This window comes from Paenibacillus dakarensis (genome assembly GCF_001373415.1).
In the GTDB taxonomy this organism is placed as follows: domain Bacteria; phylum Bacillota; class Bacilli; order Paenibacillales; family Paenibacillaceae; genus Paenibacillus_AQ; species Paenibacillus_AQ dakarensis.
The window spans coordinates 1-22,989 of sequence record NZ_CDSE01000013.1 but is presented as its reverse complement, the minus strand read 5'-3'; the positions used below and the strand labels follow the sequence as shown (position 1 = coordinate 22,989).

Sequence of the window (22,989 nt, the reverse complement as noted above, 5' to 3'; positions counted from 1 at the left end):
TTATTCATAACATATAGTGGATGATAGGCCGTTTCTCTTGGATTTCGCAGGATTCTTAGGAATCGTTATGAACTATGATACAATGTTATTCAATCCATGATGGAAGATCAAATCCCATAAGACTGGATATAGAAATGTACTAACGAGGTGGGCGAGGATGGAGTTGCTGGCTGTTCAGCCTTATTACAAAATTCAAAGGGAAGTTGCAAGTACGGAGCAAATTGCATATGAAGACCATCGGTCATTATATTTATACCGTGATAAAATCATAACACAGTATAGGGAATTTCCGATTGGTGATGTATTTGACGTGTCTTTCCGGCAGGTAGGAGATCAAGGCGGATTTCTTTATCTGCACACGAAGCTGGGTGTATACTCATATACAGTGAAAGAGAGCCCTGAAAAGTTTATTAAGACCTTTAAGAGCTTGTAAGCTATTATATTCATCCGGGTTTATTCATTCGGGCCATACCTGATTCGGATATATTCTCTTGGATCAAATTTTAGTGCACGCTGGGTTGTTTCCGATCGATCATCTTGGTTTATATTAACATTGTGGCTATATGGCGAAATTCTTGGTTCATGATAATGTGTCTGTCTGATGCGGTAATCCATAACTGCCGTAACTGCGAGCAATACGATGAACAGCAAGACGCAAACGGTGATTTTTCGGATGGTCATTTTAATCACTCCTTCAATTAAGAGTGATGCCCATTCTACAGTTTTTCATTCATTTTTCTTTTGACAAAAGCAATGAAGTTAGCTATACTGATTCACAGTTTGAGATTGTACGCTAATTACATATGTATTAACCGGAGGAGCCTGCCAACAGCGGGCTTTTTTTACGTTTTTTCGGTCTTACGATCTTTGTATTGGCAATACTAAGAAAAGATTACATTTTGGCTAAGGAGGAATCAACTTGTCGCTGCTTCACATTGCCATTATGGTACCTCTTCTATATGCAGTATTGGTACCCTTGTTTTACAAGTATATGAAACGAGTGCATACAGGATGGTTTATTCTGCCTGTTCCTGTCGTTTTATTCGCTTATTTTCTCGGACGAATTCCTTCTGTACAGGAAGGAGGAGACATTATCTCTACCTTACGGTGGATCCCTTCACTGGGAATTAATTTCACCGTATATCTGGATGGTCTTAGTTTATTATTTTCACTGCTTATTACGGGAATCGGAATGCTTGTTGTTCTCTATTCTGTGTTCTATATGGAGAAGGACAAAGAGGCAATCCATCGGTTTTATATATACCTTCTCCTGTTTATGGGGGCTATGCTTGGTGTTGTATTATCCGATAACATAATGGTCCTCTATGGGTTCTGGGAATTGACAAGTATATCCTCGTTCCTTCTGATCGCTTTCTGGTATACCCGGGAGCGTTCCCGCTATGGAGCACTGAAGTCCATGCTCATTACTGTATTTGGCGGCCTTGCCATGTTCACCGGATTTCTTATGCTGTCCATCATGACGAATAGTATGAGCGTACGTGAAATCATAGCCAGCGCCAGCGAAATAACAGGGCATGCATTATTTATTCCTGCAATGATCCTGATCTTGCTCGGAGCTTTTACGAAATCGGCGCAATTTCCGTTTCATATCTGGCTTCCTGATGCGATGGAAGCACCGACCCCAGTCAGTGCTTATCTTCACTCGGCTACGATGGTTAAAGCAGGCCTTTATCTGGTTGCCCGCTTTAGTCCTGTGTTCGCAGGTCAAGCAGAATGGTTCTGGATTGTAACAGTGGTTGGTTTAACGACGCTGCTCTACGGTTCGGTTCGTGCCATAAAACAGAAGGATCTCAAAGCGCTGCTTGCCTTTTCGACTGTCAGTCAGCTGGGCCTGATTATGAGTTTGCTCGGTCTTGGCTCTGCAGCAGCCTTTTATTCCGGGAATCCGGACTCAATGATCTATACGAAAGCGACCACAGCTGCAATATTCCATCTCATTAACCATGCGACATTTAAAGGTGCGCTGTTTATGGTGGTAGGCATCATTGATCACGAAACAGGCACTCGTGACATACGTAAGCTGGGTGGACTCATGTCGCTTATGCCAATTACCTTTACAGTTGCAGCGATTGGAGCGTTCTCCATGGCTGGATTACCTCCGTTTAACGGCTTCCTCAGTAAAGAGATGTTCTTTACTGCAGCGCTTCATGCAACAGAAATGGATTTCTGGAATGCAGAAACGTGGAGTGTGCTTATTCCGGTCGTAGCCTGGGTGGCGAGTGTATTTACATTCCTGTACAGTATGATCTTGGTCTTCAAAACCTTTACAGGCAAGTTTCAACCGGAAAAGCTTGATAAGAAACCGCATGAAGCTCCACTTGGCATGCTGATTCCACCGGTTATTCTGGCATCGCTTGTTATCTTGTTCGGATTGTTCCCGAACATTCTGTCGTACTCGTTAATCGAGCCTGCGATGGCGGCAATCCAGCCAGCTATGCTGGCGCCGGGGGATAAATTCCTCGTCAAGATTGAGTTCTGGCATGGATGGACAACCGAAATCTTTATGACGATCGGTATCATCATTCTAGGAACGCTTCTGTATAAGCTGTATGGAAGAGCAAGGGTCCTAAACCGTCCGTTAATTAACAAAATATCACTTAATCGCGCTTACGATGGCGGACTTGCTGCACTGGAGCGGGGCGGCAGTAGAATTACCAGATTTTATATGACAGGCTCCATCCGTCACTATGTTATTTATATTTTCGGATTTATGATCGCGCTGTTGGGTTACGGTATCGTATATTCCGGCGGCATACAAATAAATGTTGCAAATTATGCCCCGGTTTCCTTCTACGAGGCGATTGTTATTCTTGTGCTTGTTGTTTCGGTACTGGCATTGCTGTTTGTACGTACAAGACTTGTTGCCATCATATTGACAGGTATGTCCGGATATATGGTTACGCTGTTCTTTGTTATCTTTAGAGCACCGGACCTGGCGCTTACACAGATGATTGTGGAGACGGTCTCCGTCATGCTGTTCCTGCTCTGCTTCTATCATCTTCCTAAATTGAAGAAGGAGAAGGTTTCATTAAGCTTTAAATGGACCAATGCGCTCATCTCTGCCGGTGTCGGTATAGTGATGACATTGATTGCGTTAGGGGCAACCAGCGGCAGAATGTTTGAGCCAATATCAGACTTCTTCGTAAAAGGAAGTAAAGAGCTTGCTGGAGGGAAGAACGTTGTTAACGTGATCCTTGTAGACTTCCGTGGATTTGATACGATGCTTGAAATCACTGTGCTGTGTATTGCTGCGCTGGCGATATACGGGATGATCAAAATTGATTCTGGAGATGCCATTCTCGGTGAACGAGTAAAGCGACTTGATATTATTCTTCCGAACAGTAATGACGTCATCCTAAAAACGATTTCGAAGGTTGTTATATTCATCATCCTGACCTTCTCATTTTATTTATTCCTTGCAGGACATAACAGCACGGGCGGCGGCTTTATAGGCGGACTCATGACAGCAGCTGCCTTGGTGCTCTTATCAATGGCGTTCGGAATGGACATAAGCCGGAAGATCATTCCGGTAAACTACAGGGCGATGACGGCTGTAGGCCTGCTCACTGCATATCTTACCGCTATGGGATCATTTATGTTTGGCAAACCTTTTCTCAGCCATGCCTTTGGACATTTCAACTTACCGCTGCTTGGTGATACGGAACTCGCAACCGCCGTGTTGTTCGACTTAGGCGTGTATCTGACGGTTGTGGGAGTCACAATGACAATTATTTATTCAATCGGGAAGGACGACTAGCCATGGAACTGTATATGTCACTTGCCATCGGTGTTCTGTTCGCCGTAGGAGTATATTTAATTCTTTCCAAAAGCTTGCTTCGCATCATTTTGGGAACGTCCCTGATTACCCACGGGATCCATCTTTTATTGCTCACGACAGCAAGGCTCAAGACGGGTGCGGCTCCACTGCTGGGTGAGAATGCAGAATCCTATGTGGATCCGATCCCGCAGGCGCTCATATTAACATCTATTGTTATCAGCTTTGGGGTAACCTCATTCTTTTTCGTGCTTGCCTATAAAGCCTATCAGCGGCTGGGGACAGATGATATGGAGGAACTGAGGGGGCAAGAAGATGAATAATCTGGTTGTTCTTCCGCTTCTGATTCCTTTGCTGACTGCTGTAATTCTCATCTTTCTGTCCAAACGTGTGAAAGCTCAGCGCTGGATCAGCATCATAAGTGTGGTAATAAATATAATTGCAACTGTACTTCTTGTTGCACAGGTACAGAATGATGGAATACAGACTTTATTTATGGGTGGCTGGATGCCGCCATATGGCATCGTATTCGTAGCGGATATGTTTGCAGTGCTGCTTGTCTTAACAACACTTGTAGTTACAGCAGCATGTCTCTTGTACGCATTTCGTACCATCGGTGCACAGAGAGAGAAGTATTACTTCTATCCGTTTGTGCAATTCATCCTGGCAGGTGTAGTCGGTTCGTTTCTGACAGGTGACCTGTTTAACCTGTTCGTCTGCTTTGAAGTAATGCTTATAGCCTCTTATGCGCTCATTGTTCTAGGAGGTACAAAACGGCAGCTGCGCGAGACGATCAAGTATGTATTAATCAATATCATCTCGTCAAGCTTGTTCGTAGCGGCAATGGCTTATCTGTATGGCGTAGTCGGCACCTTGAATATGGCTCATTTATCCGTCAGGGTAGCTGAAGCAGGTCAGGGGGGAATTCTTAACGTCATCGCGCTTATGTTCCTGATTGTATTCGCGTTAAAGGCGGGTCTGTTCCTCTTCTACTGGCTGCCGGGTTCCTACAGTGTTCCACCAACAGCCGTAACAGCCTTGTTCGGAGCACTTTTGACTAAAGTAGGCCTTTATGCGATCATTCGTACCTTTACGCTCATCTTCTATCATGATCAGGCATTTACGCACAACATTATCGCATGGCTAGCAGCTGCGACGATGGTTCTTGGAGGATTAGGCGCTGTGGCGTATAAGGATATCCACCGAATCTTGAATTACAATGTGGTTATCAGTGTCGGCTTTATCACATTCGGTTTGGCCGTTGCTACGAAAGAGTCGCTTGATGGTACAGTTCTATATTTGATGCATGATATGATTGCTAAAGCGCTCATGTTCATTCTCGGAGGCATGATCATTGCGGCAGCGGGCACAAATAAGCTTAGTGAAATGGGCGGGCTGATTAAACGTTATCCTCTCATTGGATGGATGTTTTTCATTTTGACACTTGCATTGGTTGGCATTCCGCCGCTTAGCGGATTCCCTGGCAAAGTGCTTATGGTACGCGGAGGCATAAGCCAGGGAGATATCCTGCTAACGATTGTCGCCGTCGCTTCAAGTTTGATTGTACTGTACTCCTTAATCCGCGTATTTATTGGAGCGTTCTGGCGGGAAGATTATTTACTTCCGATCCGTGACCAGAAAAAATGGCATGGTACGGCTTATGTATCTGTGGTAGGGTTGTTTATCTTGGTCATCGTTCTCGGCTTGGGTTCGGAATGGGTGTATTCCTATGCCGGACAGGCGGGTGAGGTACTTGCGAATCCGTCCATTTACATTGATGCTGTATTAAAGGAGTAGGATAGATGGGCCATCAAATTTTATTAAATCTAATCATTTCCTTTGTCTGGATGTTTCTCAATTCAGATTGGTCAATACAGAGTTTTATCCTTGGATATTTGATTGGTGCGGTTCTCATCGGTTTGTTGAGACGTTTCTGGCCGCATGACTTTTATCTGAGGAGACTTTGGGCGGTTATCGCGCTCCTCTTGCTATTTTTGAAAGAACTGATAAAGTCTAGTTTCACGGTTATTGGCCAAGTCTTAAGACCAAAATTGAATATACGGCCAGGCATATTTGAATACGAGACAGAACTAAAGACCGATTGGGAGGTTACTGTGCTGTCCTGCCTTATATGCTTGACTCCAGGGACGCTCACGATGGAAGTCTCCCATGATCAGAAAAAGCTGTATATTCACGCGATGGACATTGAAGACAAGGATGAGGTTGTTCGTCAGATTAAGGACAGCTTTGAAAAAGCAATTCTGGAGGTGACACGGTAATGCTGAATACGATGCTGATTATTTCACTTGCCATATTGTCCCTCGCCATTCTCGGGTGCCTGTATCGACTGATTAAGGGGCCATCCATGAATGATCGGATTATGTCCCTGGATACAATTGGAATCATTTTGTTGTCTATGATCGCAGTCTTGTCGATGCTGTTTCGGACAGAAGTGTATTTAGACATCATCTTATTGATTGGTATTCTGACTTTTATAGGTACAACAGCCTTGGCAAGATACATTGAAAGAGGTGATGTCATTGAACGGAGTAACGGTGAGTGAAATCGGAGAATTGCTGATCGGAATTGTGGTGCTGTGTGGTGCACTGATTAGCGCTGTAAGTGCATTTGGCTTAATACGCTTACCGGATATTTATCTGCGGTCACATGCAGCGACCAAGAGCTCAACCCTTGGTGTTCTGCTTATTCTGACAGGCGTCTTCCTCTATTTTATGATCTATGTAGATCACATCAGCGCGAAGCTGATCTTGGGGATTATTTTCGTGTTTATAACCGCTCCTGTAGCTGGACATCTCAATGGTAGGGCAGCATATCGCACCGGTGTTCCGTTATGGAGCAACAGCAAGAATGATGATCTTCGACCAGCACTGGAGAAGAATTATAAAGACAGCCAACAGAGCGAAGGAAACAGAACGGATAGTTGATCAAAATAGCTGTAATAAATTCGTTTAAAAGAATATATAATAAAAAGCAGGCTGCTCAAGGTTGAATCCTTGAGCAGCCTGCTTCATTGTTAATCCAATTATGTATGGTGGTAACGATTCTCTACTTTCTTACCAATCAGCCACAACAGTGATAATACCGCTAACGCAATAAGTATTCTCCATGGTTGATGGACGAACCCTTGCCAATCATGACCAATAAAAGCGATCATAAATATCATGACAGATTTCCCGGCCATTACAGCGATGGTAAATGTAGACATAGATACGGTGCTAATGCCTGATGCAACATTAATCAGAGACGACGGAGTGAAAGGAAAGCAATAGAGGATAAATATAGGCGTAAAGCCTTTTTCCTCAATCCAGTGAAAGAATCGCTGTGTGCCCGGCATACGCTTCTGGATATAAAGCCCGAGACTGCCTCCCAGTTTGCGAGCCAGCCAGAAGACCAGAACAGATCCAGCACAAACTCCGATCCACGAGAACAGAAAGCCCCACCATAATCCATATGCAGCTGCGTTTCCCATAACAATGACGATGAGCGGCAATATGGGAAGGAATGCTTCGGCAAATGGCAGTAGTATGCCTGGTAAAGGTCCCAGATTTGAATACTCTTGCAGCCAGGATTCGACTTGCTTCATATCTATATCTTTCAGAAATTTTAAGGCTTGCTCCATCCAGTCCAGCATGATAAATACGATCTCTCCTCATGAATTCTTGCGTTAATTAGCATGTAATTAATAGATCCATTTTTAATAAAAATCAACGATATTTATTATAGCATAATAACTTATGACACTGCACCTGAGCATTAATTATCATGACTAAATACTTTGTTGTTAGATGAAATGGCGAGTGTTCTCAAATGTCAACAGCCCGTTGAGAATAGGACTCTTTGCCTAATGCGATTTGAACAATGCTAAGAATTCCTATATATTATTTTAAGGAAATATCGACAATTATCGCAAGCAGCGGTGATATTCTACACTGAAGGGGTTCTCAGCATGTCAAAAAAACATCGAAAAATGTCTGTAGGGGAAATCATTAAACGCTTTATTTTCATCACAATCGGAGCGATTATGATGGCAGTTGCTCTTGAAGTATTCCTCGTCCCAAACACTATTATTGATGGAGGCATAACCGGTATATCGATCGTGTTATCCAAAATCACACCAATTGCGCTCGGCGCATTCCTGTTCATTTTTAACCTGCCTTTTCTGTTTATCGGTTATAAGCAGATCGGTAAAACGTTTGCCTTTTCAACGTTATACGGAATTATCGTTTTATCTGTTTCAACGGTTATGCTTCATGATGTTCAGCCTTTTACGAATGAGAAGATTCTGGCTGTTCTATTTGGCGGTTTGATTCTCGGTTTCGGGGTTGGTCTGGTAATCCGGTACGGTGGTGCGCTTGATGGTACAGAAATTGTAGCGATCCTTCTTTCCAAAAAGCTTCGCATCCCGGTTGGACAGATTGTCATGTTCATCAATGTGTTTATCTTTATCGTAGCCGGTTTCGTATTCGGTGCCGACTCAGCAATGTTCTCGATCTTTACGTATTATATAGCCGCAAAGGTGATGGATATTGTCGTTGAAGGCTTGGAGGAATCCAAATCCGTTACGATTATTTCAAGTGATTATGAAGAAATATCGGATGCTATCAATGACCGTCTAGGCCGCAGCACGACCTTGTTGTACGGTAAAGGCGGATATTCCAAGGAAGAGACACAGATGATTTATTGTGTAATCAACAGGCTTGAGATATCCAAGCTGAAGACCGTCGTTCAGGAAATTGACAAGAGTGCATTCATATCCATCCAGAATGTAGCAGATGTTATGGGCGGCGACTTTACGAAACGGGACATCCACTAAAAAAAATGATTGGACTATAGATTGACGTGCACCTCTTAGAGTGGTCATTCGAATAAACCCCTGGTTTATCTGATGAAATTCTATGGGGTGTATTTTTATGTGTAAATTAAATGAAGATAGCGCTTAGTGAAAATCAAACAAGCTGTTTTCTGCAATCTACAGGAAACAGCTTGTTTGATAAGGAATCTTAGAAAACTATTCTACAACGGAGAAGGCGGAATTATTCTGGAGAAGCGAAGCGTTCACCTAAAAGCTTTCCATAGGATAGCTACATCGAAAGCATAACCTTGTCTTCAAGCTTTTCTTATTTCCTCACTTCGAAAAACTCACACTCTTCACGTTTATAATAACCGAGTGAACTAACCCCTGATTGAGTAACAATTGTATCATCAGTAAAACGAATGATTGCAGTGCCGGCATCAATGAGATGGTTGTCCTTGAAGATACGTATTTTATATTTTCGTTCCATGGCTTCCTGGAAATCCTGATCCGTAGTCAGGGGTCTGACGATCGGCATAGATTTGAAATCCTCCTTAATTAAGTGTTGGTATTAAAGAGGGGGATTAGTATGACATTTACGACATACCGGAAAGTAAGTATCATTGCCACCGATGACAATTTGTTCCCCTGTGTATACCGGTTTACCATCCTTCACACGAAGATTCATAATCGCTTTACGTTCACAAAACCAGCAAATTGTTTTCATTTCTTCAATTTTATCAGCATAAGTCAACATGTAGCGGCTGCCTTCAAACAGCTGGTTCTGAAAATCGTTCTTTAAACCGAAGCCCATCACCGGAACATCCAGCTCATCCACGATTCGTACAAGCTGCTGGATATTCTTCCTGCTTAGAAATTGACACTCATCAACGAGAATGCAATATGGTTTAGGCTGATGATTGTTTACTATTCCATATATATCAGTATCTTCGGTGATTGGAATAGCTTGTCTTCTCAAACCAATACGAGATGAAACATAGCCGACCTCATCCCGATGGTCAAGAGCTGAAGTAAATATGAGGACCGGTTTGTTCTGCTCTTCATAATTGTGTGCGACTTTTAAAATCTCAATCGATTTTCCGCTGTTCATTGCTCCATATTTATAATATAACTGTGCCATGCTCATTTCCTTTCCCGATAACGTGTTAGCCAAATCTTATTTTCTCATCATTCTGCTGCCTGTGTAAATAACAATTCTTATGAAAAAAATAAAGACAGCCTTATAACCACATGACTATAAGGCTGTTTTTAGTGCTACCTTACATTTAACTCAGTACTGACTACACTTAATGATAATCACCAATAGAACGAAGAGTACTAATTCAGCTGCGAACACAGGCTTGGCGACAGGCACAACTACTTTTTCCTTGGCTTCTTTTTTACACCCATGCCCATGAAGGTGCATATTCTCGTGTCCCTGAAGATTCATGTTTCCAGAATGCTGCAGGTTCTCCATTGCGCCTGGAGTCTGCATATGTGAGCCCCAGCTTGTATTCATGAGAACTTCCGCCATTGGTTTATTTCCATGCCCCATTCCTGTTCCCATATGTGAACCTCCATATTCAGTCATATTTAACAGCTCCTCTACGGTAATGTGTTTGCCTTGGGTTATTCTATGACTGGGTGGATAGATGTACCTGTGCCAATACCCAAGGAAATACTAAGGCAGAAGAATAATTTGCTGAATCGTCAAATACGAGGAGTAAATTACACTCGTTCAAGGTTTACAATTTTTTATTTTACTGCTCGGAACACCATTTTATGGTATAACATATGAGAAGATGAAAAGTGTATATATTGAATGTGAATATGGGAGTGATTTCGAGTGTCCATGAAAATGATTAAACTCCTGTTCGTTCCTCTTATTGTCACTCTCATTATTATTTCATCGATCAGGTTCGGCAGACATGAGAGTATAGAGCTAATGCTCATAGCGGCCGGATTGTTCATGGGTAGCATGGTTCTGGATCATAAATATCCTTGGCTCACGAAAATTGAATTTATCTTCCTGGCAGTATTTCATTATGCGAGTACGATGAATATGAGCATTCTGCTGTATTATATTTTGGTTATGAATATCATGCAGTATAAGAAAAAGTTTAGGGAAATCATGTCGATTGGTCTGCTTCTGGTCATCCAGTACTCAGCCATTCGTCTAATTTATACGCCGCTTATATCCTTTAATCTGGTTGTTTCTTTGTTTGAGATTTTTTCTTCCTTTGTATTCATTATTATGTTTCATATTATTATTAAGAATGATTTCGAGAAGAGGACATTGTCCCTGCAGAATGACTATCTTATCAATTATGATCCTCTCACCGGGTGTTTGAATTATGAAGGTTATATGAAAACTGTTCAACAACTCACAGAGCAGAACGTTCATTTTCAACTGATACTTCTGGATATTAATAATTTCAAGTCTTTAAATGCGAAAGACATTTCCACTGCTAATGAGATTCTGATTAATTTCTCGCGATCTATCGAAAACCATTTTAAGAACATGCTTGGAACGGCACGATATGCAGGAGACCGGTTTGCGATTCTCCTTCCTTCCACTGAAGAGGTTAAGGATTTCATGTCTTTTGAGGAGCTCGGTATACAGGTTACTTATAGCGTGACAAAATTCCCCGAAGAAGCAGCTACATTCCAAGAAGTAATAAGCATGGCTGAGGAGCGTATTTTCCAAATGCGCAGAATGAGCTGGCTTAAAGAACAGGAAGAATTCATGCGTTCAGCAAAAATGAAAACGGTTGGAGAACTGGCTGCCGGTATGGCTCACGAAATCCGTAATCCGTTAACGGCCATTAAGGGATTTATACAGATTTCCAAAATCCAAAATTACAATATTGAACCTTGGTATGATGTCATTATGGGTGAAATTACGAGAGTGGGTGAATTAACTGCGGAGTTTTTGCAGTTTTCCAAGCCTCATGTCAGTAATATGAAAGTGGATTCACTTCATTTCTGTATGAACAGGATTTACTCTTTATGTGAATCTGAAGCAGTCTCAAGGGGGCATACTTTTATAATGGAAATCCCCGAGGATGATGCTTCGGTATATATGGATCGGGACAAAATTATTCAAGTGCTGATTAATCTGATACGCAACGCATTTCAAGCCATGGAAACGCCAGGAAATGTACAATTCTCATTACATATTGATGGGACGACTGCAATCATTAGCGTTCAGGATACGGGAAAAGGAATTGCAGAAAGTGATATCGGTCAAATTTTTGATCCGTTTTACACAACGAAAGAGGAGGGGACAGGTCTAGGCTTATCTTTATGTCAAAAAATTGTTGAAGACCATGGCGGTGCCATTGAAGTTCAAAGTGAAGTGAATGTAGGAACGATATTTACGATTCGGCTGCCGATCACGGAGGACTCCAATACAGCAATTTAAATAAAAAAAGGTTCCCAGGCAGTAAATTGCCGGGAACCTTTTTATTTATAGAGAATTAAATTTCTACTTCAACCATCCATCCGAATGGATCAGGTTGGGTACCACGCTGAATACCTGTTAAAGTATCATAAAGTTTACCGGAAATTTCACCTATTTTACCATCCGCAATCGTCAATTTCTCATCCCGCCAGTTAAGTTCACCGATTGGAGAGATGACCGCAGCTGTTCCTGTTCCGAAAGCTTCTTCCAATGCTCCGCTCTTCGCATCATTGTACAGATCTTCAACGGACATGGTGCTCTCTTCTACAGGGATGTCCCAGTGACGGAGCAGCTCAATAATGGAACTCCGGGTAATACCGTTCAGAATGCTGCCGTTCAATTTCGGCGTATGCACTGTTCCATTGATTTTGAAGAAGACATTCATGCTTCCAACTTCCTCAATGTATTTGCGGTGAACTCCGTCTAGCCACAGCACCTGAGAGTAGCCTTTTTCTTTGGCGATTTCTTGGGCCTTCAAGCTGGCAGCATAGTTGCCGGCCGTTTTAGCCTCACCGATCCCGCCTCTAACTGCACGGACATATTCACTTTCTACGTAAATTTTAACCGGGTTGATACCCTCGGCGTAGTAATTACCTACAGGAGATAAAATGATAATAAACTGATATTGCGTAGAAGCATCCACACCCAGCGCCGGTTGGGTGGCAATGACAAACGGACGGATATATAAAGAGGTTCCTGGCTCTGTTGGAATCCAGTCCTGATCGACTGCAATAATTTTCTTCAGTGCTTCAAGCGCCAATTCTTCATCGATTGCAGGGACACCAAGTCGTTCATTGGAACGGTTCAAACGCTGAAGGTTTCTCTCGGGTCTGAAGAGGAGGACTTTACCTTCCGCGGTTTTAAAAGCTTTTAAGCCTTCGAATATGGTCTGGCCATAATGAAAGACTTTGGCTGCAGGATCAAGAACAATCGGTTGATAAGGCACAATTCGGGGATCGTACCATCCTTTATCTTCACTATAATCCATAATGAACATATGGTCTGTAAAATGAATGCCGAACCCCAGCTGGTCCTGAAGTGGTTTTTGCTTTTTCTTCGTCGTAGTTTGAATTTCTATCGTTCTAGCCATGGATGCCATCGCTCCCTAAAAAATATTCTTACATTGAATGCTATCATTTTGAAAGGTATATTTAAAGTATCTATTTTGTTCCATTATAATATCATTTAGGTATGGACGGGCGGGTGGGAATGTGGATATACGGCAAATGAAGTATTTTCTAGCCATTGCAAAAGAAGGACAGGTCACCCGTGCGGCAAAGGTGCTGAATATGGAACAGCCACCTCTGAGCCGCCAATTGAAATTGATGGAGGAGGAGCTTGGGGTAAAGCTGTTCGACAGAACCTCCAAACGCCTGAACCTGACAGATGCAGGAGAGCTTCTCAGGCAGAGAGCTGAGCATCTGCTTGCCCAGTTTGATGAAACACTAAGAGAGATAAAAGAGATGGAAGAAGGGGTGAAGGGAGTTCTTTCACTTGGATCGGTCGTATCCTGTATTTCATTGCTCCCACCCCGTATTCAGCTGTTTCGGGATGCCTATCCCGAGGTCACTTTCAAAATTGCCGAAGGAGACCATGTGTACTTGGGTGAGCTGCTTCAGAAAAGAGCGATTGAACTGATCTTGGCAAGACTTCCGTTTGAAGGATTATCCAAGGAGCATTATGAAGTCCTTCCATTACCGTCTGATCCCTATGTTGCGGTTATTCCAAGTTCGTGGGTTTCCAAGATCGGCAAAACCTCTGTTAAGATGAAGGAGCTTGCTCCGTTTCCGTTTCTTACCTTGAAGACAGATAAAACCATACGGATGCATGAACAGGTTATGAATGAATGTAAACGCCACGGGTTTGAGCCCAAAATCATATGTGAATGTTCAAGTGTAGCGATCATCATGTCTTTAATTGCAAGCGGTATTGGGGCGACGATTTTTCCAAAATCGGTCATGTCTTCATTTCCGGTCAGTGTTGTTAAAATGCTTCATATTGAAGATGCGGATTTTCAATCGGATGTTGGGATTTTATGGCTAAAGGATCACTATTTGTCTAAGAGTGCACGGCGATTCATAGACAGTTATAAGACGGAGGGATACATATGATTATGCATATTATGAAGTATACGGCCATGAAGCAAATATTACTGGATGGGGTGTATACTCCATCCAGTTTGGAAAAGGAAGGATTTATCCATTGTTCGACTCCTGAGCAGCTTTTAGGTGTAGCGAATTCCTTATATAAAGGCGAAACGGGATTAATGCTGATGCTTATAGATGAAAACAAGGTTGAAGCTGATATTGTGTATGAGGATCTATATGATACCGGTAAGTTATTTCCTCATATATACGGACCTATAAATTTCGATGCGGTAATCCGAATGGTCGAGTTTACACCAACAGGTGTGGACGGCAGCTTTAAGATGCCGGAAGGTGTAATGGAATGAAACGGTAGGTTTACTTTTTCGAATGAATATCATAAAATAAGTTTCGTAAAATTTCATCAATCAAAATATCACCCCACTTTTTTTTGTTTTTTGGTATCCAAAACAAAAGAAGCGGGGTTTTTTTATGGAGGAGAAAGCTTTGTATCAATTACTTAAAAATTCACTGTATGTATTCCTGGGAGCTTGCTGCTTCGGTATTCTTTCTACCGTGGTGAAGCTCGCCTACAGTAAAGGGTTTGAGTTTCAAGAGGTGATGATCAGCCAGTTCGGGAGCGGATGGCTTATCCTTCTGGTATTAATGCTTATTTTTGCAAGAAGAACGATATCCCTTAAACAATTCGGCAAGCTGGCTCTCGTTGGGATTTGCACTTGTCTAACGGGCGTGACATATTATCTGTCCCTTCAGAGCATTCCGGCATCGATCGCAGTCGTGTTATTGTTCCAGTTTACTTGGATGGGGGTGGTTATCGAAGCGATTGTGAATAAGAAGATGCCCTCAAGACCGACCCTTATATCCGTTGTGATCCTTCTTATCGGAACTGTGCTTGCAGGTGGAATCTTTGGTGCCGGTTCCCTCCAGCTTAACCTGAAAGGTACATTACTTGCCCTGGCTGCGGCGTTTATGATGGCTCTGTTTGTTTTCTTCAGCGGCAGGGTAGAGACCCAGATGTCACCGATCACACGCAGCTTTTATATGTCGTGCGGCGGGTTAATCTTGTTAACAATCATTTTTACTCCGAAAGTGTTCTTAGAGGTATCACCTGCTCAAGGATTATGGATCTACGGACTCATTCTGGGGTTATTTGGTGTGGTGCTGCCGGTTTTGTTATTCGCGCTGGGGGCGCCTAAGATCAGTACTGGCCTTGCAACGATCCTTGGTGCAGGAGAGCTTCCCGTTGCTGTTATCGTTTCGATGCTCGTATTAAGGGAGCATGTTTCCATGCTGCAATGGCTGGGTGTCATTATTATTTTGTTCGGCATTGCATATCCGCAGATCGCTTCTGTACGAGTTAAAAATCATCGATAGAAAATCAATTGCGAACAAATAATTTTCGAAAAGTTGCAGTTTTATACTCATAAAGTTTAATATTTATATAGAAGGAATAATGAATGTAAGGCATATGCATTAACTTTCTTTTTGATAGATTTGCAATTGAAAGGACGACTTGAAATGAAGACACAGCAAATAGCTGAGCTGAAAATCATGAAAGATGAAATTACACGCTTTATGATGAAGTATAAATTTGCTCTGGATGAGATGGAGACGAAGATTGATATATTGAAGGAAGAGTTCCAAACCTTGCATGACTACTGTCCTATCGAGCATACGAAATCCCGTTTGAAAACGCCGGAAAGCATTCTGAAGAAGGTGTATCGAAAAGGGATTGATCTTTCACTGGAGTCTATTGAAGAACATATTAAGGATATTGCAGGGCTCCGGATCACCTGCTCCTTTTTATCCGATATTTATAACGTCAGCAATATGCTGCAGAATCAAAATGATCTGAAAGTTTTGGAAGTGAAGGATTACGTTAAGAATCCAAAACCAAACGGATATCAAAGCTTGCATTTAATCCTTGAAGTTCCCGTGTTTCTCTCGGATCGTGTGGAGCATGTGTGTGTGGAGGTCCAGATCCGGACCATTGCGATGGATTTTTGGGCGAGCCTGGAGCATAAGATCTTTTATAAATATAACCAGTCTGTACCTGAAAAGCTTTTGCGTGAATTAAAAATAGCGGCAGATACAGCAAATGCGCTGGATCACCAAATGGAGAGACTGCAGCGTGAGGTTCAGATGATCAAGAAATCACATCCTGAAGAGCCGATTCTGGATGAGCTAAAAAGCATTCAGATTAGCAACCATCAGTTCAAACTGCCTTCGGGAATACTGGATGTATTAACGAAAGATTGAGAGGCATTGTTATCTCTGAAGAGAAATAATTATGCTGTGACTGTGGAGGTGTTTCAATCCAGGAATAGAGGGTAATATTATAACAAGTGGGAAGTGGAATATTATCATAACTCAGAACGGATAACTGACAGTAAGTCATTGCCGGAAAGGTTGTTGATACCATGAACACGAAAGTGAGGAATCGAGACAGGCCTGGTCCTAATCATTCCGATATTCCACCATAGCTTATTTAAGCTTAAGTAGAGACATGAAAACCGCTTCCCATGATATATACAAAAGCTCTGTGAGTCATTCGCAGGGCTTTTGTTCTGTCTGTTCACATAATTGAGGGGACGAGTACCCGCTATTTATTAAAGTTTGTGTTATATTTGAACTTGGATATTTTGTTTATCATAAAGGATAATCGAGAAAATAACCTACATATATGAGGTGTATATATAGTGCGAACAACTGTTGTGATTGGCGGTGGAATAACCGGCTTATCCACTTTATATTACTTGCAGAATGAAATGAGACGTAACAACTTAGATATGCGCCTGGTACTCGTAGAAAGTAATGATACATTAGGCGGCAAAATCCGCACCGTTTCTCATGAGGATTTCATCATGGAGACCGGAGCCGATTCCATTGTTGCCCGCAAGTCCAATGTTGCTCCTTTAATAGAAGAGTTAGGTTTAACAGATGAGGTCGTTTATAATGCAACGGGCATTTCATACATCTATACAGAAGACGGTTTGAAGAGAATTCCTGCTGATGCTGTCTTCGGCATTCCGGTGGACTTGAAATCACTGGCTGAAAGTGAGCTTGTGTCTGCCGAAGGCAAGGTTGAAGCCTTGAAGGATTTCTACACACCTAACGAAACATTTGAGAAGCATGATTCTCTTGGAATGTTTTTGGAGACATTTCTTGGCCGGGAGCTTGTGCAGAAACAAATAGCACCCGTAATCTCCGGTGTATATTCAGGTGAACTGCATGATTTGACCATTGCTTCAACCTTTCCTTACCTACTTGATTATAAGAATCAGTACGGAAGCATTATGAAAGGACTGTTTGAGAACAGGCATATTTATTTAGGTGCCGGCAACAAAAAGTTTATCTCTTTTAAAGGCGGAGTATTCACTCTTATTAATCGAATGGAACAATTGCTTGAGTGTGCTGAAATCCATAAAGGGGTAAAGGCAGAGTCTCTGGTAAACAGTGACGAGGGATATGTTATTACATTGGCTGACGGAACCGTGATTCAAGCAGACTATGTTGTTCTCAGCGGCGGAAGCCGTCCCTCACAGGAACTGCTGCAGGATGAATCGCTATCAGAGAAGTTCACACGGCTACACACCAAATCCATGATCAGCATATATCTTGGCTTTGATGCTCCAGACAGTGAGCTTCCAAGTGACGGGACAGGCTTTATATCTGCCAAAAACAGTGATCTTAAGTGTGATGCTTGTACCTGGACCAGTCGAAAATGGGAGCATACGTCTCAGAAGCGGCGTCTTCTGCTCAGGTTATTCTATAAGAGCTCCAATCCTCATTATAATGATCTTGTACATATGACAGTAGAAGAACTGACGAGGGTGGCTCTGCAAGATATTTCTGTCAGTCTGGGACTGGTCGCTGAGCCTGTTATTGCGGAAGTCACGAAGTGGCAGGATAATATGCCCAACTATCATATGAAGCATAAAGAGATTGTCGATTCACTTGAACAGGAATTGGACCGCAAGTATCCGAATGTCATGTTAGCTGGCTGCTCTTATTATGGTGTAGGGATTCCTGATTGTATTTCTAATGGCGAGAAAACAGCAAATGAGATTGTCCGGAGACTGAAGCAGGACATGTAAATATCTATCCTTTGAACAGCAATAGACACCGCCTTATTCCTAAGAATAGAGCGGTGTCTATTATTGTTTATTAGTCACGTACCAGCTTAAAGGCGACATATTTGAACAGGACAACCGGAGGAATTTGGACATTTGCTAATCTCGCGCAAGTTTTGAATCTGACGAATAATCATTTTGCCGTCTTCTATATCGATAATTCCTTCGTTTCTCCAATCGCCGAGCATACGGTTGACACTTTCACGAGTGCATCCGATGATTTCTCCTAATTCCGCATTCGTTAGTTTAATCTGAATGTGGATAGATCCATCAATGGCAGGAACCCCGTACGTATTGCTCATGCGAATTAATGTTGAAGCAAGTGCGCCTGGTTTTCCGTGAAGCAGAAGATCCCGAAGCTTAGATTCGATAATCTGGTTGTTTAATCCGGACCAGTACATAAATTGTAATGCGATATCACCACGGTGCATCAGCAATTCCTCGAGGTCTTTAAGCAAGATTACACCTACCTGGAGATCGTTCATCGTTTCAGCGCTAAATCCATATAACGTATTATTCAATCCGTTAAACTGCGCAATCAAGTCTCCGTTCTGCATAACCGAAAGAATAAGGTCTTTACCATCCTCTGTGGATTTCAGGAGCTTAACTTGACCGGAAACAATATAATACAATTTATCCGCCTTTTCACCTTCCCAGAACAAATATGATCCTTTTCCGACCTTCCGGATCTGCATGATACTCTCCAAGCATCTGAATTGTTCTTCGGTTAAATACTGACCGATACCTTTATTTGAAGATTGATTCGAGCTACTAGCATTGCAGCAGGTTTTAAAGGTTTGTTGATGTTCGATCGTCATGGCCATCCTTAATCAGCCTCCCGTGTTCTCTTGTTGTATTTATCATAAAAGATTTGATCGCTTGTGAACATCAGGGAACGCTCTGAATTTTTTCGAGGGTATAACCCTGTTTTTGTGAAATATATCATAGAGACAGGAGCGAAATTACGATAAAATACCGCATAACTGGATATGAAGTGAACGTGTACCCTTAGTGATTTTTCAGGGAATACCCCGATCTACAAATTCGCTTGTTCAAGATACAATGAATATGGAAACAATAGGTTATATCCATGGAGGGACCTGAAATGCATTTGGGTGAAGCGGGTTGGGAAGATTATTTAACAGAGCTTCGTCAGCTTACGGAAAGTGATTTTTGTGCGGTTGCAGAGTATGATTCGTCTGCCAGGCAGATTCAATGGAAGGCAGCTTCGGGAAATACCAACGAAAAGTATCGCTATATAGTGAACCGTACGGGCAAAGGGATTTCCGGTGAAGTCATCCGAATCGGCCGAATCGTTCAGAGAACATGTATATCCGATGAAGAGCGTCGGAGTACTGATTCCATTATGCTCGCTGAACGTTTGGTTATCGCCGCTGCCGCGCCCATTCACAAAGGGGATATCGGTATTGAAGGAGTCCTGCTGATCGGGCGCCGAAATGAAGCTAAGTACACTGCAGCAGATCTTAACATGCTTGAGAAAGCATGCTCGCATATAGCTGGTCCGGAAAAGCTTAATATTTAAACTGCTGTATTCCGCAGGTTTTCCTTATATTTTGTTTATAATAACAACAATCCATATTTGCTGGGATTGTTGTTTTCTTATATCATGTTATATGTCTGACTTTACTGGAACGCGGGTATAGGAGGGAAATCATGATACGTCTGTTGATTGTGGACGACCACGCCGTCGTTCGATCCGGACTCAAGTTTTTACTTGGCGGAAAACAAAATATACAAGTTGTTGGAGAAGCGGCGGATGGAGATGAAGCCATTCGTCTAGCTGAAGAATTGAAGCCGGATGTTGTCCTTATGGATTTAAGCATGCCGCACGGAAAAGACGGGATGACTGCTACGGAGGAAATAAAGCAGCTTCATCCGGACATATATATTTTGGTTTTGACGATGCATGATGATGAGCAGTATTTATTCCGTGCAATTCAAGCGGGGGCTTCAGGTTATATATTGAAAAATGCTCCACATGAAGAACTGCTTACTGCAATTCTTAATGTGGCTGAAGGGAATGCATATTTGACGCCCCTTGCCACGAAACGTTTAATGGGACAATATATCGACAGGGTTAAAAATGGAGAGAGCTCAGACGAGTTTGAATCACTTTCAGAACGAGAAAAGGAAGTGCTCTCCTGGACAGCAAAAGGTTATGCAAACAAAGAGGTTGCCGAGAAACTAAACATTAGTGTGAAGACAGTTGAAAGCCATAAAAGTAACCTTATGGAGAAATTAAGCCTGAAATCGCGACCTGACTTAATTAAATATGCAATGCAAAAGGGGCTGTTGACCTTTGAATAATCATGATAATGCTAATCCATCCGAGGTTATAGGCCAGCATGTACAGGAACTGCTGAATCATCTGGATCATCTGGAGGCTGACCCCATTGTATTGGATAATGTGAAAAATTCACTTCGGCAGTTAAATGATTTAAAGGTTGCTTTGGACGAATCCTCTATTGTTGCAGTCACGGACCTTAAAGGTCGTATCGTTTATGTGAATGATAAATTTTGTGAGATATCCAAATACACACGGGAAGAATTAATCGGTAAGGATCATCGAATAATTAATTCTGGGTATCATGATAAAAATTTTATGCGTAATCTTTGGGAAACAATCAAGTCTGGCTCTGTGTGGCACGGTGAGATTAGAAACAAGGCGAAGGACGGAAATTATTACTGGGTGGACACAACGATTGTGCCCTTATTTGATGAAGCAGGCCAACCGATCCACTTCTTGGCGATCCGGCATGAGATCACCCGTCTAAAAGCGGTTGAAGAAGAATTAAAACGAATGATGGTTAAGGTTATGGATATTCAGGAGGAAGAACGTAAACGTTTCTCGCGTGAACTTCACGATGGTATCGGTCAAAGCTTATTCTCACTGCTTATTAGTATGGATCGTCTTCTTATATCTGAGGAGGGGGAGCCAAATAGAAGCACAACTCTTGAGGAATTATCGGCAATCCGCCAAGAGGTGTCTCATATTATTGAAGATGTTCGCGGATTAGCGTGGCAGCTTCGGCCTTCTATACTTGATGATCTGGGAGTTGTGCCTGCAATTCGTACCTATTTCGAAAAATTTACAGACCACTATGGAATAAAAGTGGATTTTAAATCGGATTTGACCAAGCGGTTAAATCATCAGCAGGAGACGGTGATTTATCGAATCATTCAAGAGGCATTATTAAATATTGGCAAGTATGCTGATGTTGATGAAGCTGAAGTCCGAATAAAACAATCGGAGAAATCGATAGAGGTCTGTATTGCTGATAAAGGAGTAGGCATTGATTTTGATAAAGAGAGACATGGGGTCGGCCTGTTCAGTATGGAAGAACGTGCACATGGCATTGGCGCTAAATTGAATATTGAAACAAAGCCGGGTGAAGGAACTATCATACGGCTGATTATGCCCGTATAGTCATTCTATCAGTCAAAACCCAAGTTTTATCTTAAAATACAATTCGAGCATATGCTGAAATATTAAACCCTCTGTTGATGAACCATCAACAGAGGGTTTTGTGTATGCAGATTTAAGGAACGTGTTTGATTTATGGAGCGGGAAATAGCCGAAAATTTTTGTATGAAGTTTAAGTAAGATGTAAAAGCTATGTTGCAAAGAGAGAAGCCTATATTGACATCTGGAGGAATCATGATGAGAAGCAAACAGAAGAAACCTATATATATGTTATTTATATCCCTTGTTTGTATCAGTACTATACTTAGTGGTTGTTCAACAGGAAAGACCAATTCACCAGAACCGAATACTGCAAACGAAGCTTCACCGCCAAACGAGACACAACCATCCAAGAATCCTAACAACGGTAATACCGAAACAAATTCAGAAAAACTTCCTGAAGGAGTTAAAGTTAAAAAGGTTATTAAAGATACGAAAATAAATAACGGATATCATAAGAAGACTGAGCTGCTGACCGATGGAGGCAAACTAAAAACAATCAGAGATTCGAATAACAATATCATTGAGCAGTACATTGAGTATGAGGGCATTATCATGAAGGTGAATGGTAATAAGGTAGAAGTTCAAGTTAAACACGGGGAGAACCGGACCTTAAATATACCTGATGAAATAGTCATTGAGGATGAGGACGGGGTTGGTCTTAAACAGGGTATTGAGATTGAATGGGAAGTAAACATGGATGGGAGTATCCAGAGCGTTGAATTAGAAGATTGAATCAATTAAGAAGCTGGGTCCATTTTGGCTGGACTTCAGCTTCTTTTGCGGTTTAGATAAGCTTAAGATAAAGTTGATGTTGTTTCTTTCAATGTGACATGGAATATTTTACATCTAGATAGTTAGCGACCAAAATGTTATATTATAAATCCGGCCGACGAAACATGATCGGCTCGATGAAGAAATTAAAAAAAACTTGCATATATCGATTGATTATGATATATTATAAATCCGGTCGCTAAATGACTGGGCAAGAAGTTGACCTTTGAAAACTGAACAACGAGTGAGTTAAACCGATCTTACTTCGGTAAGATCAACAATGAGAAATTTATTTCTCGTCAGTTTTGAAATGAGCAAGTCAAACACTTACTCGTCCCGTTAAGCTTCCATCCAGCCGGATAGGAACTCTTAACGGGACTGCCGATCGAACAAGATTCGATCTTTAATGGAGAGTTTGATC

25 protein-coding genes are annotated in these 22,989 nt (G+C 42.0%); 18 read left to right on the top strand and 7 right to left on the bottom strand.

What is annotated here, in order from left to right; genetic code table 11:
• Positions 1-157: 157 nt before the first annotated feature.
• Positions 158-433 carry a hypothetical protein gene (locus BN1234_RS03835; RefSeq protein ID WP_054955345.1) on the top strand — a complete coding sequence of 92 codons (276 nt, stop codon included), beginning with the start codon at positions 158-160 and terminating at the stop codon, positions 431-433.
• A gap of 20 nt (positions 434-453) precedes the next feature.
• Here the strand turns inward: BN1234_RS03835 and BN1234_RS03830 are convergent, their stop codons facing one another.
• Positions 454-681, bottom strand: a complete 228-nt coding sequence (locus BN1234_RS03830; protein ID WP_054955344.1) for a hypothetical protein — start codon at positions 679-681, stop codon at positions 454-456.
• Positions 682-919: 238 nt separating this feature from the next.
• Here BN1234_RS03830 and BN1234_RS03825 point away from each other — a divergent pair, with 238 nt between their 5' ends.
• From BN1234_RS03825 to mnhG, 6 genes are read left to right on the top strand one after another with little or no spacing between them, the layout of a single operon-like run.
• Positions 920-3,778, top strand: a complete 2,859-nt coding sequence (locus tag BN1234_RS03825) for a Na+/H+ antiporter subunit A (RefSeq protein WP_054955343.1) — start codon at positions 920-922, stop codon at positions 3,776-3,778.
• A 2-nt stretch (positions 3,779-3,780) separates the two neighbouring features.
• On the top strand, positions 3,781-4,119 hold the full coding sequence (locus tag BN1234_RS03820; protein ID WP_054955342.1) for a Na(+)/H(+) antiporter subunit C: 339 nt from the start codon (positions 3,781-3,783) through the stop codon (positions 4,117-4,119).
• The gene (locus tag BN1234_RS03815) at positions 4,112-5,593 is read left to right on the top strand and encodes a Na+/H+ antiporter subunit D (protein ID WP_054955341.1); all 1,482 of its coding nucleotides are present in this window, start codon (positions 4,112-4,114) and stop codon (positions 5,591-5,593) included. Before BN1234_RS03820 ends, BN1234_RS03815 begins: the two co-directional genes overlap by 8 nt.
• Before the next feature lie 5 nt (positions 5,594-5,598).
• A complete protein-coding gene (locus BN1234_RS03810) occupies positions 5,599-6,075 on the top strand; it encodes a Na+/H+ antiporter subunit E (RefSeq protein ID WP_054955340.1) in 477 nt (158 codons plus the stop codon).
• On the top strand, positions 6,075-6,359 hold the full coding sequence (locus BN1234_RS03805; RefSeq protein ID WP_054955339.1) for a Na(+)/H(+) antiporter subunit F1: 285 nt from the start codon (positions 6,075-6,077) through the stop codon (positions 6,357-6,359). Before BN1234_RS03810 ends, BN1234_RS03805 begins: the two co-directional genes overlap by 1 nt.
• A complete protein-coding gene (gene mnhG / locus BN1234_RS03800) occupies positions 6,337-6,741 on the top strand; it encodes a monovalent cation/H(+) antiporter subunit G (protein ID WP_245640086.1) in 405 nt (134 codons plus the stop codon). Before BN1234_RS03805 ends, mnhG begins: the two co-directional genes overlap by 23 nt.
• A gap of 98 nt (positions 6,742-6,839) precedes the next feature.
• On the opposite strand, the gene BN1234_RS03795 is transcribed toward mnhG, so the two are convergent.
• Complete coding sequence (locus BN1234_RS03795; RefSeq protein WP_054955337.1) at positions 6,840-7,448, bottom strand: TVP38/TMEM64 family protein; 609 nt, start codon at positions 7,446-7,448, stop codon at positions 6,840-6,842.
• 315 nt (positions 7,449-7,763) lie between these two features.
• Between BN1234_RS03795 and BN1234_RS03790 the strand changes: the two genes are divergently transcribed.
• On the top strand, positions 7,764-8,630 hold the full coding sequence (locus BN1234_RS03790; protein WP_054955336.1) for a YitT family protein: 867 nt from the start codon (positions 7,764-7,766) through the stop codon (positions 8,628-8,630).
• A gap of 304 nt (positions 8,631-8,934) precedes the next feature.
• Here the strand turns inward: BN1234_RS03790 and BN1234_RS03785 are convergent, their stop codons facing one another.
• The 3 genes from BN1234_RS03785 to BN1234_RS03775 all read right to left on the bottom strand — a co-directional run bounded on the left by BN1234_RS03785 (position 8,935) and on the right by BN1234_RS03775 (position 10,200).
• On the bottom strand, positions 8,935-9,147 hold the full coding sequence (locus BN1234_RS03785; RefSeq protein ID WP_054955335.1) for a hypothetical protein: 213 nt from the start codon (positions 9,145-9,147) through the stop codon (positions 8,935-8,937).
• Between the two features lie 33 nt (positions 9,148-9,180).
• Entirely contained in the window at positions 9,181-9,750 is a 570-nt protein-coding gene (locus BN1234_RS03780) for a thymidine kinase (protein WP_054955334.1), read from the bottom strand.
• A 150-nt stretch (positions 9,751-9,900) separates the two neighbouring features.
• Positions 9,901-10,200, bottom strand: a complete 300-nt coding sequence (locus BN1234_RS03775; RefSeq protein WP_156337138.1) for a hypothetical protein — start codon at positions 10,198-10,200, stop codon at positions 9,901-9,903.
• A 261-nt stretch (positions 10,201-10,461) separates the two neighbouring features.
• Between BN1234_RS03775 and BN1234_RS03770 the strand changes: the two genes are divergently transcribed.
• On the top strand, positions 10,462-12,033 hold the full coding sequence (locus BN1234_RS03770) for an ATP-binding protein (RefSeq protein WP_054955352.1): 1,572 nt from the start codon (positions 10,462-10,464) through the stop codon (positions 12,031-12,033).
• Positions 12,034-12,088: 55 nt separating this feature from the next.
• Here BN1234_RS03770 and BN1234_RS03765 read toward each other — a convergent pair whose 3' ends face one another.
• The gene (locus tag BN1234_RS03765; RefSeq protein WP_054955332.1) at positions 12,089-13,162 is read right to left on the bottom strand and encodes a branched-chain amino acid aminotransferase; all 1,074 of its coding nucleotides are present in this window, start codon (positions 13,160-13,162) and stop codon (positions 12,089-12,091) included.
• A 121-nt stretch (positions 13,163-13,283) separates the two neighbouring features.
• On the opposite strand from BN1234_RS03765, the gene BN1234_RS03760 reads away from it, so the two are divergent.
• The 5 genes from BN1234_RS03760 to BN1234_RS03740 all read left to right on the top strand — a co-directional run bounded on the left by BN1234_RS03760 (position 13,284) and on the right by BN1234_RS03740 (position 18,274).
• Positions 13,284-14,183: a LysR family transcriptional regulator gene (locus tag BN1234_RS03760; protein ID WP_054955331.1), complete on the top strand. Its 900-nt coding sequence runs from the start codon at positions 13,284-13,286 to the stop codon at positions 14,181-14,183.
• Positions 14,180-14,524: a DUF952 domain-containing protein gene (locus BN1234_RS03755; protein ID WP_054955330.1), complete on the top strand. Its 345-nt coding sequence runs from the start codon at positions 14,180-14,182 to the stop codon at positions 14,522-14,524. Before BN1234_RS03760 ends, BN1234_RS03755 begins: the two co-directional genes overlap by 4 nt.
• A gap of 139 nt (positions 14,525-14,663) precedes the next feature.
• Complete coding sequence (locus BN1234_RS03750) at positions 14,664-15,551, top strand: EamA family transporter (RefSeq protein WP_211751791.1); 888 nt, start codon at positions 14,664-14,666, stop codon at positions 15,549-15,551.
• Between the two features lie 144 nt (positions 15,552-15,695).
• The gene (locus BN1234_RS03745; RefSeq protein WP_054955328.1) at positions 15,696-16,436 is read left to right on the top strand and encodes a GTP pyrophosphokinase; all 741 of its coding nucleotides are present in this window, start codon (positions 15,696-15,698) and stop codon (positions 16,434-16,436) included.
• A 440-nt stretch (positions 16,437-16,876) separates the two neighbouring features.
• On the top strand, positions 16,877-18,274 hold the full coding sequence (locus BN1234_RS03740; RefSeq protein ID WP_054955327.1) for a protoporphyrinogen oxidase: 1,398 nt from the start codon (positions 16,877-16,879) through the stop codon (positions 18,272-18,274).
• Positions 18,275-18,360: 86 nt separating this feature from the next.
• Here BN1234_RS03740 and BN1234_RS03735 read toward each other — a convergent pair whose 3' ends face one another.
• On the bottom strand, positions 18,361-19,134 hold the full coding sequence (locus BN1234_RS03735) for a Crp/Fnr family transcriptional regulator (protein WP_245640085.1): 774 nt from the start codon (positions 19,132-19,134) through the stop codon (positions 18,361-18,363).
• A 281-nt stretch (positions 19,135-19,415) separates the two neighbouring features.
• Here BN1234_RS03735 and BN1234_RS03730 point away from each other — a divergent pair, with 281 nt between their 5' ends.
• From BN1234_RS03730 to BN1234_RS03715, 4 genes are all read left to right on the top strand, one after another.
• Positions 19,416-19,853, top strand: a complete 438-nt coding sequence (locus BN1234_RS03730) for a GAF domain-containing protein (RefSeq protein ID WP_054955326.1) — start codon at positions 19,416-19,418, stop codon at positions 19,851-19,853.
• A gap of 131 nt (positions 19,854-19,984) precedes the next feature.
• On the top strand, positions 19,985-20,638 hold the full coding sequence (locus tag BN1234_RS03725) for a response regulator transcription factor (RefSeq protein ID WP_054955325.1): 654 nt from the start codon (positions 19,985-19,987) through the stop codon (positions 20,636-20,638).
• Positions 20,631-21,758, top strand: a complete 1,128-nt coding sequence (locus BN1234_RS03720; RefSeq protein ID WP_054955324.1) for a PAS domain-containing sensor histidine kinase — start codon at positions 20,631-20,633, stop codon at positions 21,756-21,758. Before BN1234_RS03725 ends, BN1234_RS03720 begins: the two co-directional genes overlap by 8 nt.
• Before the next feature lie 231 nt (positions 21,759-21,989).
• Positions 21,990-22,529 (top strand): hypothetical protein, encoded by a 540-nt coding sequence (locus tag BN1234_RS03715; protein WP_156337135.1) that lies wholly within the window; start codon positions 21,990-21,992, stop codon positions 22,527-22,529.
• The last annotated feature ends 460 nt before the right edge of the window (positions 22,530-22,989 follow it).